We start from the raw sequence: 17,191 nt of genomic DNA on the forward strand, positions 1-17,191 counted from the left end.
TCCGCCCGCTACCACCAACCAGTCGTGAGGTACTGATGTTCACAGTCGACACACACACCCACATCATTTCGCCCGACACCGATGCCTACCCCGCAGACCCGCTCGGCGGCCACCGGTCCACCTGGTCGCAGGAACGGCCCACCGACATCGACGGTCTGCTTCGCGCCGCCGACGCCGCCGACGTCGACCACCTGGTCGTCGTCCAGGCCTCCACGGTGTATGGATTCGACAACAGTTACGTAGCCGACCAGCTCACACGGCACCCCGACCGCCTCAGCGGGGTGTGCTCGGTGGATTTCCTCTCCCCGAAGGTGGTCGACGACCTCCACCACTGGATCGACGAGCGCGGCTTCTCGGGGGTCCGCATCCGGGCCGCGGATGGGACGACCGCCGTCCCGACACCCGGCCGCGGACTCGACGACGAGCGCATGGCGCCGGTCTGGCAGTTCCTGTCCGACCGCCGGGTGCCGGTCTGCATCCAGATGCACGCCCAGCACGCTCCGATCCTCGCCGGGCTCCTCCAGCAGTACCCGGGACTCATCGCGATCCTCGACCACGCGGGCCGACCGCAACTGGACTCCGCGCCGTACCCGAGCGCGGACGGAGTTCCCCAGCTCAGCGAGACGGGCCGCGTGTTCATCAAGATCACGCCGCCGGCCGTACTCCGCGCGCAGCGCGAGAGCGGATCCGCGGCACCGCTGGTCCGCACGCTGATCGAGGAGTTCGGCGCGGCCCACGTCATGTGGGGTTCGAACTTCCCCGCCTCGGCCGGATCGCTGGCGGAGCTGGCCGACCTCATCAGGGAGCAGCTGCCGTCACTCGACACATCCGACCTGGAGTTGATCGCGGGCGGCACCGCCGGCCGGCTGTACGGGCTCTCCCAGGGCAGCTCCGTCACCACCGCCGCGAAGGAATGTTGATCGCTATGAAGCGCTTTCGGCGCAGGCTCTGCATGGCCTCGGTCATGGCAGTCGCCGTCGTCCTGACCGCCTGCGGCGGTCCGCCGCCCGTTCCGGACACCAAGAACCTCGACGAGCTGTACCAGGCGGCCAAGGCCGAAGGGGAGGTCGTCTGGTTCGCGCCGAAGCCGGAGGCTCAGATGAAGCCGGCGATCGACGCGTTCGAGAAGAAATACCCGGGGATCGAGGTCCGGTACACACAAGAAGGCACCGGATCTGGTCACCCAGCTCAACGTGGAGCAGGCCGCCGACCGGGTGACGTTCGACGTGTCCAACGCAGGTGGACTCACGGTCCTGCCGTCGCAGTCCATGGCGGCGAAGGTCGACTGGGCATCCTACGAGGTGCCCAGCGACCAGATCTTCGCCGACGACTTCGTCTACGTGTGGGCGGTACCGAAGGTCTGGGCCTACAACACCGACGCCCTGGCCCCGAACGATGTGCCCGCGAGCTGGGACGACCTGCTCGACCCGCGATGGAACGGCGGAAAACTCAGCGTCGAGTCGCGCGGGTCCTTCATGACCGTGTGGGCCCAGGACCCGGCCCTCGGTGCCGACGCCGGTCTCGACTACGCGTCCCGGCTGGCTGAGCTGAATCCCCATTACACCGAAAACACGACGCAGGCCCACACACTCGTCGTGTCCGGTCAGACACCGGTCGGCACCGACCTCATCAACCTCGTGCTCGAGGACGAGTCGAAGGGCGCGCCGGTCGCCGTCGCACCGGTGGGCCCCACGAACGCCAACAAGTCCTACCTGTTCGTGGCCGACGGCGCACCGCACCCGGCGGCGGGTCGCCTGCTCACCGCCTTCCTCGCCTCCGAAGAGGGCCAGTCCGCACTGGTCGACACGTACAACTCGGTCATTCCCACCAACACGGACTGCACCGACGCCGCCACGAACCGTGTCATCGGCGCCCTGTGTGACGCCGGCGTCGAATGGTTCAGCGAAACCGACATCGCGCAGTACGAACAGTTCTCAGATTTCTTCCCCGAGGTCGAAGAGGCCTTGGGCACCAACGTCAACTGACGGCTCCCACCGCCGCACCGCTGCCCGTGACGGGCGGCAAACTCTATCCCCTCACCCTTGGAGACTTCAGCGATGCAGTCCGGCACCCAGCTCTCCACCGGCGTACGCCCTCGACCCGACGACGTACGCCCTCAGCCCGACGACGTACACCACCCCAAGCGCCGGGACCGCGTCCTGGTCGGCGTCAACATCGCCATCGGCGCGATCGTCGCCTATCTCATGCTCTTCCCCCTGGGCATGCTGTTGTTCAGCAGCCTCAAGGACAGCGAGACCAAGCTGCCCTTCCAGGTTTCCGGGTTCACGCTCGCCAACTTCGCCGCGGTCTTCTCCTCGAAGCGCCTGGTCGACGTTGCGCTCAATTCGTTCGTCTTCGTGGTCGGCACCGTGTCACTGGCACTGGTCGTCAGCGTCAGCCTGGCCTACCTGTTCGAGCGGACCGACATCCCCGGTCGCCGTTTCCTCGCACCGAGCACGCTGGCCCCCATGGCCGTGCCTGCCACGGTCATGGCGGTGGCCTGGGTCTTGGCCGCCAACCCCACCAACGGCCCGATCGCCATCGTCATCGAGCGAGTTTTCGGGCTCTCGATCGACATCTACTCGCTGCCGGGCATGATCCTGGTGGCCGGCATCTTCGGTGTCCCGGGCATGTACATCATGCTCGCGCCGACGTTCGCCCGGCTCAACCTCGAATTCGAGGAGGCCGCGGCCACGTCGGGTGCCGGCTGGTGGACGCGAACCCGCAAAGTGGTTCTGCCGCTGACGATGCCGGGGATTTCCGCGGCCAGCATGCTGCTCGTCGTCATCGCGCTCGAGGAGTTCGCGATCCCGGCCATCCTCGGAATGCCGGACCAGATCTTCGTGTTCAGCAGTCTCATCCAGGCGTCCCTGCAGCCGCCGTCGGGTCTGGCCAACTACGGCCAGGCCAGTGCCTACGGCATCATGCTCGTCCTGCTGTCCCTCGTGATGATCGCCGTCTACCGGCGTCAGACCCGCGAGTCCCACCGATTCCAGGTGGTGGGCGGCAAGGGGTACCGGTCCACACCGGTGCGGTTGGGGCCGTGGCGCATCCCGGTCGCCGGCATCGTCTCGTTCTACGTTCTCGTCGCGATCATCGTGCCCATCCTGACCCTGGTGTGGACGAGCCTGACCCCGTACCTGCAGCCGATCAACTTCGACAACCTTGGTGCGCTCAGCCTCGCCAACTACGGCGCGATCTTCACCAACCCGAATCTGACGCACGCGGTCGTCAACACCCTGGTGATCAGCCTGATCACGGCGACGCTGACGGCCGGGTTCGCCCTGTGGCTGGCGCTGGCCTCGACCCGCGCCGGGCGCCTCGGCAGGGGCCTGTTCGATCTGTCCTTCCTGGTCTTCGCCATCCCCAGCGTCGTGCTCGGCATGGCGGTGCTGTTCCTCTACCTGTACCTGCCCATCCCGATCTACGGCACGATCTGGATCATCATCATCGCGTTCACCACCCGCTACATCCCGCGCGGATCACGCATGATTCAGACGGCACTGTTGCAGCTCGACAAGGGACTCGAAGAGGTGGGCCGCGTGAGCGGTGCGTCCAACACCGTCGTGCTGCGCCGGGTGGTCTTCCCGCTCGTCGCTCCCGCGGTGTCGAGCACGTGGCTGTGGGTGTTCGCCAACTCGCTGGGCGAACTTCCGATCGCGCTGCTGCTGTCCAGTTCCGACAACCGCACCGTCGTGGTGCTGCTGTGGGACATGATCGGTGAAAGCGCGAACTATCCCGAGGCCAGTGCCCTCGCGGTCCTCCTGCTCGCCCTGTCCGCCGTCTCCGTCTGGTGGGTCAACCGCCGTGGCTTCCAACAACACATCTGAGGTGCCGTGAACATGAAAACCCTCGTTGGTTCCGACCATTCCGTGCAGATCTCCGGCCTGCAGAAGCATTTCACCCGCCCACACAGCGGCGAGGTGACCCGCGTCATCGACGATGTCAGCTTCTCCGTGCCGCAGAACAGCTTCTTCACCCTGCTGGGGCCCAGTGGGTGCGGCAAGACGACCACCCTCCGCTGCCTCGCCGGGCTGGAGACCGCCGACAGCGGCGAGATCTGGATGAACGGTCAGGCCGTCTTCTCCGCAGCGGCGGGGCGCGACGTTTCTCCCGACGTCCGGCCGATCGCGATGGTGCCGCAGTCCTACGGAATCTGGCCGCACATGAAGGTGTTCGACAACGCCGCGTTTCCCCTGCAATACGGCCGGAAGACGTACCCTCGCGCCGAGCGGGAGCGTCGCGTCCGAACCATGCTCGAACAGGTGGGCCTGTCGGAGTACGCCGACCGATGGTCCACCCAGCTCAGCGGCGGTCAGCAGCAGCGGTTGGCACTGGCCCGTGCGCTGCTGTGCGAGCCGGAGGTGCTGCTGCTGGACGAGCCGCTGTCCAACCTGGACGCCAAGCTGCGCTCACAGTTGCGCGCCGAGTTGCGCTCGTTCCAGCAGAAGTTCGGCGTCACCACCATCTATGTCACGCACGACCAGGGTGAGGCCCTGGCCATGTCCGACACGATCGTGGTCATGAACCGTGGCCGGGTCGAACAGATCGGGTCACCGAGCGAGATCTACGACTCGCCGGCGACGCGGTTCGTGGCCGACTTCGTCGGCAGCGCCAACCTCATCCCCGGCGTGCTCGACCGGCCGGCGGGCTCCGGCGACCGCGTCGTCGACGCCAAGACGACCGTCGGGGTGGTGCGGTGTGAGCGTTTCACCACGCCACCCACCCCGCCGACACCCGGCCAGGAAATCTTCGTGTGCATCCGGCCCGAAAACATCCGCATCATCCCCGAGGGTGGGGAAACCCACGGCCCCAATCGGTTCCCGGGACGCATCGTGACCACGGAGTATCTCGGCGACCGCCAGGAGATGGTCGTCACCGTCGGGGATGTGTCGCTCCGTGCTCACGCCGACGCGCATCTCCGTGCTCACCCGGGCGACGACGTGACCGTCGTCCTGGACCCGGCATGGACGGTCGCGCTGTGGTCGTAACCGGCGCGTGGGAACGTGCGGCCGGCGTGTTGTCCTGAGTCGGCCGAGGACCTCCTCACGAATCGAGGAGGTCCTCACCGCCAGTGTTCAGCCGACGGGAGCGCCGAACCACCGCGACAGTTGCGTGTCGAGTCCCGCCTGGTCGTCGCCGGCCCAGGCCACGTGGCCGTCCGGTCGGAGTAACACGGCCGGCGCGCCCAACTCGGCGTCGGCATCGTCGACGGAGTCGACCCGATCCGCCCAGCCGCCGACCGAGAGCCCACCGGTCCGGTCGAGCAGAAGTCCGCGGCCGCGGTGCATCTGCTCGTACAGGCGCCCGCTCCCGAGACCGACGTCCCGGAGCCGTTTGCCGAGCAGTTCGTGACCGTCGCCGAAGTCGTAGCGGATCCCGATGGCGGTGACCTTTTCCATCAGGTACCGGCTCACGACCTCGAAGTCCATCAGCTCCGTCACCAGACGGCGCACGGCCTGGGAGCCCGGCTCGGTGGACATGAGCTCGCTCTGCGCGCGCGTGTTGTTCAGTACGTCGGCGCCCACCGGGTGCCGTTCGGAGTGGTAGCTGTCCAGCAGATCGACCGGTGCCCAGCCGTTGATCTCGGCAGCCAGTTTCCACCCGAGGTTGAAGGCGTCCTGGATCCCGAGGTTGAGGCCCTGACCTCCCAGCGGCGGGTGCACGTGCGCGGCGTCGCCTGCCAGGAACACTCGTCCGACCCGGTAGCGCTCGGCCTGACGGGTGGCGTCGCCGAAGCGGGAGAGCCAGCGTGGTGAGTGGACACCGAAGTCGGTGCCGGCGAACGCGCGCAGCTGCCGCTTCACCTCGTCGAGCGTCGGGGGGACCGTACTGTCCTCGGTGACCTTCTCGGCGGGGACGACGACCCCGTACAGGCCGTTCCCGGCGGGACCGACGCCGAACCCCTTGTGGGTCTTGCGGACCTCGGCCACGATGGCGGCCAGTTCCTCCGGCGGAGTGGTCACCTCCATCTCACCCCGTAGCCACTCGACCTTTGCGGGTTCGCCGGGGAATCCGTCGCCGAGCAGCTTGCGGACCGTGCTGCGGCCGCCGTCGCAGCCGACGAGATAGCGCGCACGCACCTGCTTGCCGAGCGACCCTGTCTTCGACCCGGCTTCGGCCAGGTCGACGGTCACCCCGTCGGCGTCCTGGCTCAGGCCGACCAGTTCGCTGCCGCGCCGGATGTCGGCTCCGAGTTCGGCGGCGTGCTCGGCCAGCAGCCGGTCGGTGACCGGCTGGGGGATGCCGAGAATGTAGGCGTGCGCGGTGTCCAGATGTTCGGGCCACGGTGTGTCGATGCCGGCGAAGCGACCGCCACCCGGGTACTGCTTGCCGTACTCGAGGAACCGTTCGAGCAGCCCGCGCTGGTCGAGGATCTCGATGCTCCGCACGTGCAGACCGAGCGAACGGACCTGTTCGTTCGGCTGGGTCTCCTTCTCCAGCACCAGCACGTCCACACCGTGCAACCGCAATTCGGCGGCCAGCATCATGCCGGTCGGTCCGCCGCCGGCGATGATCACATCAGTCATGAAACCCCGTTCATCCTTTCCGCAGCTGGTCGTCCGACGTCGGGAAGTTCAGCTGAAGTGCTCGCCGGGCCGACGACAGGTGATGCCGCATCGCCGCGGCGGCGGACTCCGGGTTGTGCGTGACGATCGCCGCGAGGATGGCCTCGTGCTCCCTGACGGAGTCGGTGCGCGGGTTCGCGCGGCGGTCCGCGTCGCGGTACTGCTGCACGACGAGCGGATAGAGCAGGCTGTCGACGAACCTGGTGAGCGTGGCCTGCCGTGCCGCCTGCTTGACCTGTTCGTGAAACTTGCGGTTGAGATTCCAGTATTCCTCGCGCCCACCGGGTACCTGCAAGTCCCACATGCGCTTACAGGTCTCGGTCATCGCGGCGATGTCCGCCTCGGTGGCGCGTTCGGCCGCCTTCGCCGCCAGCGCCGACTCCAGGACAGCGCGGGTCTCGAGAATTTCGATCGCCTCGTCCACCGAGAACGACCGGGTGCGCGCGCTCCGGTTCGCCTCGGTGGTGACATAGCCTTCCTGTGCGAGGCGCGCCAGCACCGAGCGAATCGTCCCGCGCGAGACCTGGAGTTGGGTGGTGAGTCCCGACTCGGTGAGGCGGGAGTCCGGTTCGTAGTGACCGGAGAGGATCAGGGCGCGCAGATCGTGATACGCCTGCAACGTCCGGTTGGCGCCCGCATCGGGGCCGCCCTCGTTGTCCGGGTCTGCGCCCGCAGCTAGCACCATCGTGTGTCACCTGACTCGCCGGGAGGAGTGAGCATCGTCATCATCGGAGCCTCACCCGTCATGTTGTACAACAACATCGAATGTATCGTGTCGAGCGCTCGTTGCGAACGCGGTTCGGGGGCATGAAAATCTTCCCTTCCTGAGGTGATCAGGTCCGTACTGACGTGCACTATTGTTGCACAATTTCAACCCCCGTCCGATGTCTGCATGGTTGCATCAACCGACCACAAGGGACTTCCGGTGATCGCCTGCAGACGCCTCAGGTGGCGGTGCTCGATGAGGCGCAAAACTGTGCTGCGCAAGCAGCTGACGGAAGCGCTCGGGCCCAAGTGCGGGCACGACACGCGCCGACAATGGCCACCAATGGACTTCCGTAGGTGATGATCGCTAGATGGATCCGCTGCGACTCCTCGCGCATCTACTCGAGCAAGCAGCCTTGATAGACATCATGGCGGTCGTCGTAGTCACCGGTGGAGTTGTAGCGGCCATCTGGATGGTCTGGACACGCTTATTCCCACGAGCTAGCGCTCTCGCGGTATACACCGAGGTGCCTCCCACCGAGGATTACATTGACCCTGGAAGCTACCCCTCGCTCGAGCTTATCGAGGGATACATTGAAAGAACGGTCGATTCACAGGAACGACGTGTCACGAGCATGGACCAACGAGGAGGGGTGCTACTCGGTTTTGCCGGTGTCATTGTCGGGCTTGTATTCCGGGACATCGACCATCTGCATGGCTGGGGGATTGTCGGGGGCGTTCTCGCTGTCCTGGCCGGCGCATTGGCCGGGGCTGTTATTTTTCCTGGCACAGCCAACACGCTCTCCCCGGTCGAACTGCTCGAGGGGTATGCGTTGGAGGACCCGGCGGTGACCAGATTCAACACACTGTCCACTTTGGCGGATCTGTTCAAAGAGGAGGAAGGTCGAGTTCGACGGAAGGGCCAGCTGTTGCAGGGCGCTACCCTCTTGCTTCCTCTTGCGGTATTGGTCCTCTTCATCGGGGCTATTCTGAATTACTAGATCGACGCGTAGCCGAGGAGGCGCAATGAGTGAATCAACCCACGTTGAACGCGCGCCTAAGGCTGCACCGAGGGTGCGGCTGAGGTCGGACCCAAATCTGGTCGGCAATCTCGACGGTGACCAAGGCTCGGTCGCGCGGGCTAAGCGGTACATCGAGCAGAAGGAGACTGAGCGCCGTGGCGAAGAATCAAAGTGAAGCGTCACCGGGAGGGGCAGAGCCAGCCCAGCCCACCGCCACTGATCCGCAGCCGAAGGCCAGGGCACCCCGGGTGAAAGCATCGTCGGATCCTCGCCTGAAGCAAGAAACCATGCAAAACAAGGTCGACAAGGCGACCGAGGCTCGCGACCTCTAAGAGCGCATCTGAAAACTCGGGGTGATCGGCGTGTGACTGGTGAGGAATGGGTGAACTCCTGGTAGGTCAGTAGGTGCTTACGCCACGACCCGACCAGGAGTTCACTTGCCATCATCGCTCATCGCACTGTGTCCGTCATGCCCTACCCCGGATTCTGGGATCGGGCATCGGTGCGCGGTGTACTCGTCATCGTCGGTGACCGACGCTCAATGGGCGATTCTTGAACCACTGCTGCCTCCACCCGGCAACACCACGGGCAGTGGTGGTCGTCCCGAAAAGCACTGCCGCCGTCTGGTACTTGATGCGATCTTCTATGTCGTTCGAGGTGGGATCGCCTGGCGGCAGTTGCCGACGGAGTTCCCGCCCGCGACCACGGTGTACGCGATCTTCGTCCGCTGGGTCCGGGCAGGAGTGTGGCAGCGGATTCACGACGCGCTACGCGATCGGGTGCGGGTCCAGGGCGGCCGCCACCCGCTGCCGTCCGCGGCGATCGTCGACTCCCAATCGGTGCAGGGTTCCGACACCGTGCCCGGGTCGAGTCGTGGATACGATGCGGGCAAGAAAACGAATGGGCGCAAACGGCACATCGCTGTGGATTCGAGCGGGCTGTTGTTGGCGGTCGTGGTGACGATGGCCGGGATCCAGGACCGGGACGGCGCGGTCCGGCTGCTGGCTGCGATGCGCGCCCAGTGCTCGACGATTTCTTTGGTCTGGGCCGACGGCGGCTATGCGGGCAGGCTAATCGATTGGGCGAAACATGTTCTGTCCCTCACGGTTCAGGTTGTCAAACGCACCGACGATGTCAAAGGATTCAAGGTTCTGCCCCGGCGGTGGGTGGTCGAGCGGACCTTCGCCTGGATCTGCAAACATCGCCGATGCGTCCGCGACTACGAGACCAGACTCGACCACCACGAAGCCATCGTCTACATCGCCATGATCGCGACCATGTCACGCCGACTCGCCCGCACTGCGTGACACGAACCAGAGTTCTCAGACGCGCTCTAAGAGCGCATCTGAAAACTCGGGGTGATCGGCGTGTGACTGGTGAGGAATGGGTGAACTCCTGGTAGGTCAGTAGGTGCTTACGCCACGACCCGACCAGGAGTTCACTTGCCATCATCGCTCATCGCACTGTGTCCGTCATGCCCTACCCCGGATTCTGGGATCGGGCATCGGTGCGCGGTGTACTCGTCATCGTCGGTGACCGACGCTCAATGGGCGATTCTTGAACCACTGCTGCCTCCACCCGGCAACACCACGGGCAGTGGTGGTCGTCCCGAAAAGCACTGCCGCCGTCTGGTACTTGATGCGATCTTCTATGTCGTTCGAGGTGGGATCGCCTGGCGGCAGTTGCCGACGGAGTTCCCGCCCGCGACCACGGTGTACGCGATCTTCGTCCGCTGGGTCCGGGCAGGAGTGTGGCAGCGGATTCACGACGCGCTACGCGATCGGGTGCGGGTCCAGGGCGGCCGCCACCCGCTGCCGTCCGCGGCGATCGTCGACTCCCAATCGGTGCAGGGTTCCGACACCGTGCCCGGGTCGAGTCGTGGATACGATGCGGGCAAGAAAACGAATGGGCGCAAACGGCACATCGCTGTGGATTCGAGCGGGCTGTTGTTGGCGGTCGTGGTGACGATGGCCGGGATCCAGGACCGGGACGGCGCGGTCCGGCTGCTGGCTGCGATGCGCGCCCAGTGCTCGACGATTTCTTTGGTCTGGGCCGACGGCGGCTATGCGGGCAGGCTAATCGATTGGGCGAAACATGTTCTGTCCCTCACGGTTCAGGTTGTCAAACGCACCGACGATGTCAAAGGATTCAAGGTTCTGCCCCGGCGGTGGGTGGTCGAGCGGACCTTCGCCTGGATCTGCAAACATCGCCGATGCGTCCGCGACTACGAGACCAGACTCGACCACCACGAAGCCATCGTCTACATCGCCATGATCGCGACCATGTCACGCCGACTCGCCCGCACTGCGTGACACGAACCAGAGTTCTCAGACGCGCTCTAAGAATGCTGCACTAAGGGCTCGCCAACGCAGGTGGAGAGCCCTTTTAGCGTGCCCGCTGCGCGGCCGGCCCCGGGTATGTGCAGGTCGAGGGGTGGAAGCGATTGCCATCCGCCTACCAACCTCAGCTCAGGTACCTACGCCACGTCGGTAGGGCGCACCCACTTCATGTCGACGAACTGCTTGAACTTGGCGATGAGATCCTCATCGTTCTCGTGCGCGCGCCGAGTGACGTTGAGGTTGGTGACACGACCACGACCGAGACCCGGTTCGTTCATCAGCTGATCCTTCGGGGTCTTGACCAGCTTTCCAGTGCTTGACCGCACTGCCCGTTCGAGCTGGGCGTAGCCAAGCACCTTGGTCTCGTAGTACCTACCCGCCGACATCAGCAGCGTCGACCCCGCCCAGCCGCTCGGGACAAGGAGCAGCGGGCTACCGTCGGCGACCGGAAGTTCGAACGACTTGATCACCCACGCACGTGACGTAACGTCCCAAGCCTGCAGTTTGAACGTGTCGACCCGATGACTGCCCGACGTGAACTGCGGGTAGATCGCGACCATGGACGCGGTGGAGTCCGCCAACGCCTCGACGATGATGCGGGTAGTGATGTCAGACGTGCGTCCCAAATCCAGGTGTCGACCTCTTTCGCGCCGCCATGGCCATTGAACCCGGCCTTGGCGAGCCCGCGACGAGTCTCACTGTCCTCTCGGGCGTTGACGTCGGCCTCGAGTTCAGTGAGGTCGTAGCGGGCGCGGGAGGTCTCGCCTCGGGTGAAGTCGCCGTCAGGGTGGGCGGTCAGATTGTCGCGGCGGGTGACGGTGATACCGCCGGTCTCGACCATCGTGATTGGCTGGTTGCAGAACACCGTCGGAACACACCGCCGACGTGGACGCCGAACCCGCGGTCCCGGCCGAGGCGCCGAGCAGTCGCGACCGGGCCGATCGGAATCGTGCTCGATAATGGGCGCATGCGGTCGCGGAGGAAGATATTGGACGCCACGCTCGGATTGATCGCGAGCGACGGCTTCGACGGGGTCACCATCGCGGCGGCGGCCGGCGGTGCCGGCGTCACGCGCCAGACCGTGTACTCCAACTTCGGCTCACGCGAGGAACTGGTCTCGCAGGCGATCTCCGGTCTCGCCGTCGAGGTGCTGGGCGGGATCCGCTCCCGGCTGGACGCCACCGACACCACCTGCGAGTACGTCGTCGAACTCATCGTCGCGGGCCGGGAAGCGGTGCGCACGCATCCGGTGCTGGCCGCCCTGCTCCAGGCGGAACGGGGCAACCCGGTGTTCGACACGGGCATGATGTCTCGCGCGAAACCCGTGGCGCGCGAACTGCTCGCGCCGCTCGCCGAGCGCGACCCCGGTGTGGAGTCGAGTCTGGACGACATCGTGGAGATCGCGCTGCGGCTGGCGTTGTCGGTGGTCCTCTTCGACGACGACGCCGTCCACGCCGACGACGACCTGCGCCGGTTTCTCACCCGCTGGCTGCTGCCCGCGATGCCGGCGTAACCGCAGACCCAGTATTTCTTGACACATCTGGCTTGAGGTGTCTAGTTTGAGCACGCCCAAGTGAAGTGCTCCACGCTGATCGATCGACATCTCGCCGAGTGAGTCCGTCTGTGATCTGGGGGAAATCTGTGCCTGCACTCAACCGCCGTTCCTTTCTCGCCGGGGCTGCCGCCGCGGGCCTCGCGCTGGCTAGTCCGACTGTCGCGGGGGCCGGGGCCGGCCGCCGCACGACCGTTCCGCTCACGCGCGAAGACCACCGGGTCATCGTCGTCGGGTCGGGATTCGGTGGCGGCGTCGCCGCGCTTCGGCTCGCGGAGGCGGGCGTGCCCGTTCTGGTACTCGAACGCGGAATGCGCTGGCCGACAGGGCCGGACGCGGAGACCTTCCCCCGTGCGACCGCCCCGGACAAGCGGATCCTCTGGTACCGGTCCAGTCCGCAACTGTTCGGCAGGCCGGTGGCGCTGGAGCCGTACACCGGCCTTCTCGAGGCGGTGCCCGGCGACAACATGACCGCACTGTGCGCCGCGGGCGTCGGCGGCGGTTCCCTTGTCTACCAGGGGATGACGTTGCAACCGGCCGAGGCCGTCTTTGACACGCATCTGCCCGAGGCGCTCGACTGGGCCACGATGGACCGGGTGCACTACCCGCGGGTCGCGCGCATGTTGCAGCTCAGCGTCGCCCCCGACGAGTTGATCGACAGCCCGAATTATCAGGCGGCGAGGGTGTTTGCGCAGAACGCGCAGCGCGCGGGGCTTCCGGTGTCGAAGATCCCGGTGCCGATCGACTGGAACTTCGCGCTCGACGAACTCCGCGGCCGGATGAAGCCCTCGTACACCAACGGCGACGGTGCGCTCGGGGTCAACAACGGCGGCAAGCACTCGGTCGACGTCACGTACATCGCCGCCGCGGAGGCAACCGGCCGCGTGACGGTGGAAACCCTGCACCAGGTCACCGACGTCGAGCGGGCCGCGGACGGCCGCTGGACGGTGTACGTCGACCGGATCGACACGTCCGGCACCGTGCTCGAGAACAAGATCCTCACCACGAATGCCTTGGTGATGGCCGCAGGCAGCCTGAACACCACCAAACTGCTGGTGCGCGCGGCGGCGACGGGCCGGATTCCGGACCTGCCCGACGGACTCGGGTCCGGCTGGGGCACCAACGCCGACCGGATCTACGTCTGGACGAGCCTTGAACAACAATTCGGTGCTCCGCAGGGCGGTCCGGTGGTCTACGGCAGTCTGAACTGGGACGACCCCGCCTCCGCGGCCACGGTCATCCAGGCGTCGATACCCCCGCTGTCCTTCGACGCACGCAGCACCATGCTGGTCGGCTACGGCGTCAGCGACGGGCGCGGGAGTTTCGCGTACGACCCGGCCACCGACGACGCGGTGCTGCGCTGGCCCAAGGAGGGCGACGCCGTCATCCAGAACGGCACCATCGATCCGATGGTGCGGCAGATCGCCGGTCCGGCAGGCATCCTCACGGACACCAACGCGCTCTTCCCTTCCACCTGGCACCCGCTCGGCGGGGCGTCGATGGGCTCGGTCTGCGATCTGGAAGGCCGGGTGCTCGGCCAGCGCGGGCTGTACGTGCTCGACGGCGCCCTGATGCCCGGCAACACCGCCGCGTGCAACCCGTCGATGACCATCGCCGCGGTGGCCGAACGCGCGATGGACCATCTGGTCGCCCGGGACGTCGGAACGGTTTTCTGATCGACGATTTCGATCCGTAACGAATCGTCCCCGGAATCGGACATATCAGCGGAATCCGAACCAGGGGAGGGATCGACGTGGGTCGAGTAGTGCGACGGTTGATGATCGGGGTGCTCGCGGTGAGCGCATGGATCGGGGGCGCGGGGCCGGCGTTCGCCGAGCCGCCACAGTTCGACGGCGTGACCACCCTCCAAGTTCCCGGAACGGTGGTCGGCTGGCCGTTGACCCGCGGCGGCGCGTTCTACAACATCGTCGTCCACCACGGGCACGGGCAGATCTATCCGACCCCGGACGGCTACGGATACGAATTCCAGTGGATCAACCTGTCGACCGGGGCCTCCGGGGTCATTACCGACCTGGCCCCCGGCCGGGACGCTGTCACCACCGGACCCGGCCAGATCCTCGTCACCGTGACCGCTCATCTCCCGGGCCTCTACGACGTGTACGGCACACCGAGCGTCGGCACGTTCTACGTGACACCGTAGAAGGCGTGGGCCGACTCGAGGAACTCGTCGCGCGCGCCCGCGCGCTCGCGGCGCCGGGCACGCGCCGCGTTCTCGGCATCGCGGGACCGCCGGGCTCGGGGAAGAGCACGGTGGCCGCGGCGGTGCTGGCGGGGTTGGGGTCGTCTGCGGTGGTCGTGCCGATGGACGGATTCCACCTGGCGGGTGCGGAACTGGCCCGCCTCGGCCGGTCCGGACGCAAGGGCGCACCGGACACCTTCGACGCCGCCGGGTACGTGGCGCTGCTGCGCAGGCTGCGGGACCCCGGCGGCGAGACGGTGTACGCCCCGCAGTTCCACCGTGAGGTCGAGGAGTCGTACGCCGGGTCGATCGCCGTCCCGCCGGACGTTCCGCTGGTGATCACCGAGGGCAATTACCTCCTCCTCGACGAGGGACCGTGGTCGGCGGTGCGTGGCCTGCTCGACGAGGCGTGGTTCCTCGCCCCGGACGGGGACGAACGCGTCGCCCGACTCGTCGAGCGGCACGTCCGGTTCGGCAAGTCACCCGATGAGGCGCGAGAGTGGGTGCGGCGCAGCGACGAACGCAACACCGCGCTGGTCGCGCCCGGCCGCGCCCGGGCCGACGTCGTCGTCCTCGGAGACCCGGTGTGACCCGGTGTGACCCGGTGTGACCCGGTTCAGGCCGGGTACTCGATCGACTCCATGCGACCGCTGGTGAGCGAGCGGGTCGCGGCCTCGGCGATCGCCTGCGCCTTCAACGCCTCCGACAGCGTGGGTCCGATGGGGGCGCCGTTCTCCAGCGCGTCGACGAAATGGTCGAGCGCGGTGCGGTAGCTGGCCCGGATCCTCTCGAACCATCCCGCGTGCATCCCGTCGTCGACGACGCGGCCCGCGCTGTACCGGGAGACGGATCCGGCGCGCTGACGCCGCGCCTCGACCATGCCCGTGGAACCGAGCACCTCGATGCGTTCGTCGTAGCCGTAGCCGATCCGCCGGGTGCAGTCGATCTGGACGAGTGCGCCGCCGGGCAGACGCAGCGTCACCGCCGACGTGTCGACGTCGCCGTACTCGGCGAGTCGCGGTTCGGCCAGCGTGGAACCGGTCGCGAACACCGACTCGGGGTCGAGCCCGGAGATCCACCGCGCCAAGTCGAAGAAGTGGACGGTCTGGTCGCGCATCTGCCCGCCCGAGACGGCGATGTAGTCGAGGGGCGGCATCGCCGGGCCGCGGCTGGTCATCTGGATCAGCTCGACCGAGCCGATCTCGCCGGACGCGACCACCCGCTGCAGTTCGGCGTAGTCGCGGTCGAAGCGGCGGTTGAAATCGACCATCGCCCGCAGTTCCCGGGAGTCGGCGAAGCGCACGACGTCGACGGCGTGCGCGAGGTCGAGATCGATGGGCTTCTCACACAGGGCCGGGATTCCCGCCGTCGCCGCGGTGCGGAGGTGCTCGGCGTGGGTGTCGGTGGACGACGCGATGAAGACGGCGTCGATCGTCGTGGGATCGAAGACTTCCGCGAGATCGGTGGTCGCGCGGCTGCCGTGCCGCTTGGCGAGGTCCGTCGCGCGCGCGAGATCGATGTCGAAGACCAGGGCCAGGTCGACGTCGGGGTGCGCGGCGAGGTTGGCGCCGTGGACTCCGCCGATGAACCCGGCTCCGATGAGGGCGAAACGCTGCATGTCAGATACCGACCTTTTCGTGTGCGAAAGCGGGGACGACCCAGGCCGAGTCGGCGGCGTCGGACGTGGCCGTCGCCTCGACGAACTGGACGCCGATCAGCCCGTCGCGTCCGGTGGGGAAGGAGAGATCGCGGACGGTGGTGGGCTCGCCGTCGCGGCGGGCGCGGAGTTCGTCCGCGAGGTCGCGGTAGAAGTTCGCGAACGCCTCGAGGAATCCCTCGGGGTGTCCCAGACCGGGGCGGGTGAGCCGGGCGGCGTCCTCGGACAGTGTGCGCATTCCCTGCGCGAGGATCGTGGTGGCGCCGTCGAGGTCGCGGACCGTCAGGTGGTGCGGATCCTCGTGCCGCCATTCGATGCTCGCGGTGTCGCCGAAGACCCGGATGCGCAGGCCGTGCTCGTTGCCGGTGGCGGCCATGCTCGCCCACAGCGTCGCGGGTGCCCCGTTGGACAGGGTGAGGCGCACGGTGGCGTTGTCGAACACCCGCCGTCCGGGGACGAGGGTGTCCAGTTCAGCCGACACCCGGGTCGCCTCGAGACCGGTGACGAAACGCAACAGCTGGAAGGCGTGGGTGCCGAGATCGCCGACGACGCTCGGGAATCCCGCGACGTCGGGGTCGGTGCGCCACCGCGCCTGCCGGTGTTCGCCGAGTTCCAGGGGTGTCGCCGCCCACCCGGACGCGTGTTCCACTGCCACGAACCGGATGCGTCCGAGGTCTCCGTCGCGCACCATCCGGGCCGCGTGCCGCACCATGGCGTACGCCGAATAGCAGTGCGGAACGGCCAGGATGGCGCCGGACGACTCGGCGATCGCGACGAGTTCCGCGGCCGACTCCGAGTCGCGGGTGAGGGGCTTCTCGCACACCACCGAGATGCCGGCCTCCAGGAACGCGCGCGCGACGTCGAAGTGGCTGTCGTTCGGGGTTGTCACGGCCACCACGTCGACGCCGTCCTCGCGGGCGGATTCCCGTTCGGCCATCTCCCGGTAGTCGCGGTAGGTGCGCTCGGCCGGTACACCGAGGCTCTCTGCGATCTGCGCCGACGACGCGGCGTCCCGCCCGAAGACCCCAGCCTGCAGGTCGTATCGGTCGTCCAGGCGCATGGCGTAGCGGTGGGTCTTGCCGATGTCGGCACCCTGCCCGCCGCCGACCATACCCGCGGACAACCGCAGGCTTCCGTGCTTGCTCAA

16 protein-coding genes are annotated in these 17,191 nt (G+C 66.9%); 11 read left to right on the forward strand and 5 right to left on the reverse strand.

Annotated elements, in window-relative coordinates; all coding sequences use genetic code 11:
- Positions 1-35: 35 nt before the first annotated feature.
- From I1A62_RS28370 to I1A62_RS28385, 4 genes are all read left to right on the forward strand, one after another.
- Complete coding sequence (locus I1A62_RS28370) at positions 36-920, forward strand: amidohydrolase (protein WP_124391922.1); 885 nt, start codon at positions 36-38, stop codon at positions 918-920.
- Positions 921-1,193: 273 nt separating this feature from the next.
- Positions 1,194-1,985, forward strand: coding sequence for an ABC transporter substrate-binding protein (locus I1A62_RS28375; protein WP_257890567.1), 792 nt, complete (start codon positions 1,194-1,196; stop codon positions 1,983-1,985).
- 72 nt (positions 1,986-2,057) lie between these two features.
- The gene (locus I1A62_RS28380) at positions 2,058-3,830 is read left to right on the forward strand and encodes an iron ABC transporter permease (RefSeq protein WP_124391924.1); all 1,773 of its coding nucleotides are present in this window, start codon (positions 2,058-2,060) and stop codon (positions 3,828-3,830) included.
- Positions 3,831-3,842: 12 nt separating this feature from the next.
- Positions 3,843-4,991, forward strand: coding sequence for an ABC transporter ATP-binding protein (locus I1A62_RS28385; RefSeq protein WP_225858093.1), 1,149 nt, complete (start codon positions 3,843-3,845; stop codon positions 4,989-4,991).
- 87 nt (positions 4,992-5,078) lie between these two features.
- Here the strand turns inward: I1A62_RS28385 and rox are convergent, their stop codons facing one another.
- Positions 5,079-6,530, reverse strand: a complete 1,452-nt coding sequence (gene rox / locus I1A62_RS28390; RefSeq protein ID WP_219455592.1) for a rifampin monooxygenase — start codon at positions 6,528-6,530, stop codon at positions 5,079-5,081.
- Between the two features lie 10 nt (positions 6,531-6,540).
- Positions 6,541-7,254 (reverse strand): GntR family transcriptional regulator, encoded by a 714-nt coding sequence (locus I1A62_RS28395; protein ID WP_124391927.1) that lies wholly within the window; start codon positions 7,252-7,254, stop codon positions 6,541-6,543.
- 391 nt (positions 7,255-7,645) lie between these two features.
- Between I1A62_RS28395 and I1A62_RS28400 the strand changes: the two genes are divergently transcribed.
- The 3 genes from I1A62_RS28400 to I1A62_RS28410 all read left to right on the forward strand — a co-directional run bounded on the left by I1A62_RS28400 (position 7,646) and on the right by I1A62_RS28410 (position 10,608).
- Entirely contained in the window at positions 7,646-8,275 is a 630-nt protein-coding gene (locus tag I1A62_RS28400) for a hypothetical protein (RefSeq protein ID WP_124391928.1), read from the forward strand.
- A 512-nt stretch (positions 8,276-8,787) separates the two neighbouring features.
- Positions 8,788-9,603: an IS5 family transposase gene (locus I1A62_RS28405; protein WP_219461493.1), complete on the forward strand. Its 816-nt coding sequence runs from the start codon at positions 8,788-8,790 to the stop codon at positions 9,601-9,603.
- A 189-nt stretch (positions 9,604-9,792) separates the two neighbouring features.
- Positions 9,793-10,608, forward strand: a complete 816-nt coding sequence (locus tag I1A62_RS28410; protein ID WP_219461493.1) for an IS5 family transposase — start codon at positions 9,793-9,795, stop codon at positions 10,606-10,608.
- Positions 10,609-10,772: 164 nt separating this feature from the next.
- On the opposite strand, the gene I1A62_RS28415 is transcribed toward I1A62_RS28410, so the two are convergent.
- Positions 10,773-11,261 carry a hypothetical protein gene (locus tag I1A62_RS28415; protein ID WP_219455593.1) on the reverse strand — a complete coding sequence of 163 codons (489 nt, stop codon included), beginning with the start codon at positions 11,259-11,261 and terminating at the stop codon, positions 10,773-10,775.
- Positions 11,262-11,602: 341 nt separating this feature from the next.
- Here I1A62_RS28415 and I1A62_RS28420 point away from each other — a divergent pair, with 341 nt between their 5' ends.
- The 4 genes from I1A62_RS28420 to I1A62_RS28435 all read left to right on the forward strand — a co-directional run bounded on the left by I1A62_RS28420 (position 11,603) and on the right by I1A62_RS28435 (position 14,977).
- Positions 11,603-12,148, forward strand: a complete 546-nt coding sequence (locus tag I1A62_RS28420) for a TetR/AcrR family transcriptional regulator (RefSeq protein ID WP_124391931.1) — start codon at positions 11,603-11,605, stop codon at positions 12,146-12,148.
- Positions 12,149-12,276: 128 nt separating this feature from the next.
- A complete protein-coding gene (locus I1A62_RS28425) occupies positions 12,277-13,863 on the forward strand; it encodes a GMC oxidoreductase (RefSeq protein WP_219455595.1) in 1,587 nt (528 codons plus the stop codon).
- A gap of 77 nt (positions 13,864-13,940) precedes the next feature.
- Positions 13,941-14,348, forward strand: coding sequence for a hypothetical protein (locus I1A62_RS28430; RefSeq protein ID WP_225858094.1), 408 nt, complete (start codon positions 13,941-13,943; stop codon positions 14,346-14,348).
- 5 nt (positions 14,349-14,353) lie between these two features.
- Complete coding sequence (locus tag I1A62_RS28435) at positions 14,354-14,977, forward strand: nucleoside/nucleotide kinase family protein (RefSeq protein WP_219455597.1); 624 nt, start codon at positions 14,354-14,356, stop codon at positions 14,975-14,977.
- A gap of 26 nt (positions 14,978-15,003) precedes the next feature.
- Here I1A62_RS28435 and I1A62_RS28440 read toward each other — a convergent pair whose 3' ends face one another.
- Complete coding sequence (locus I1A62_RS28440) at positions 15,004-16,005, reverse strand: Gfo/Idh/MocA family oxidoreductase (protein ID WP_219455598.1); 1,002 nt, start codon at positions 16,003-16,005, stop codon at positions 15,004-15,006.
- A 1-nt stretch (position 16,006) separates the two neighbouring features.
- Complete coding sequence (locus I1A62_RS28445; protein ID WP_219455600.1) at positions 16,007-17,191, reverse strand: Gfo/Idh/MocA family protein; 1,185 nt, start codon at positions 17,189-17,191, stop codon at positions 16,007-16,009.

The organism is Rhodococcus sp. USK10 (assembly GCF_019378875.1).
GTDB classification, from domain to species: domain Bacteria; phylum Actinomycetota; class Actinomycetes; order Mycobacteriales; family Mycobacteriaceae; genus Rhodococcus_F; species Rhodococcus_F pseudokoreensis.